This window comes from Vibrio sp. 1288, from assembly GCF_033344475.1.
Genome location: NZ_JAWPOX010000878.1, coordinates 1 through 576, shown reverse-complemented (window position 1 = coordinate 576; position 576 = coordinate 1). Strand labels below are relative to the sequence as shown.

Annotated in this window: 1 protein-coding gene; it reads left to right on the top strand. The window is 49.3% G+C overall.

All coding sequences use genetic code 11. The annotated features are described in order from the left end of the window. The coding region (locus tag R8O11_RS29865; protein ID WP_318195212.1) for an SDR family oxidoreductase at positions 1–576 on the top strand (576 nt) is incomplete at both ends.

The following is a 576-nucleotide window of genomic DNA, read 5'->3' as shown; positions in this document are numbered from 1 at the left end:
GCGATGGTCAAAGAAGCACTAGTGCGCTTTCCGCTGGCACAAATTCACGCGACCTATCGGCGCACAACACCTGATTATGAACATTCAGCCTTGATTTGGCACCAGGTCGATGTCACGGATGAAACGCAGGTCAAGAATTTGAGTCAAGCGGTTAACAGCATCGATTGGGTGATCAACTGTGTCGGTATGCTGCATACGCCAGACAAGGGGCCGGAGAAAAATCTCAGTATGGTGGAGCCTGACTTTTTTCTGCAAAACATCGCTGTTAACACCTTGCCAAGCATGTTACTTGCGAAGTATTTCTCGCCACTTTTAAAGCGCAGTGGTGCACCTAAATTTGCGGTTGTTTCGGCCAAAGTCGGCAGTATTAGCGATAATCGTCTTGGCGGTTGGTACAGTTATCGAGCCTCGAAAGCCGCGCTGAACATGTTTCTCAAAACCATGTCGATTGAATGGCAACGCACGCTTAAAAATGGCGTGGTCTTGGCATTGCATCCGGGCACGACCGATACCGCGTTGTCTGAACCGTTTCAAGCTAATGTCCCTGAGGGTAAGTTGTTTACACCAGAGCGCGTT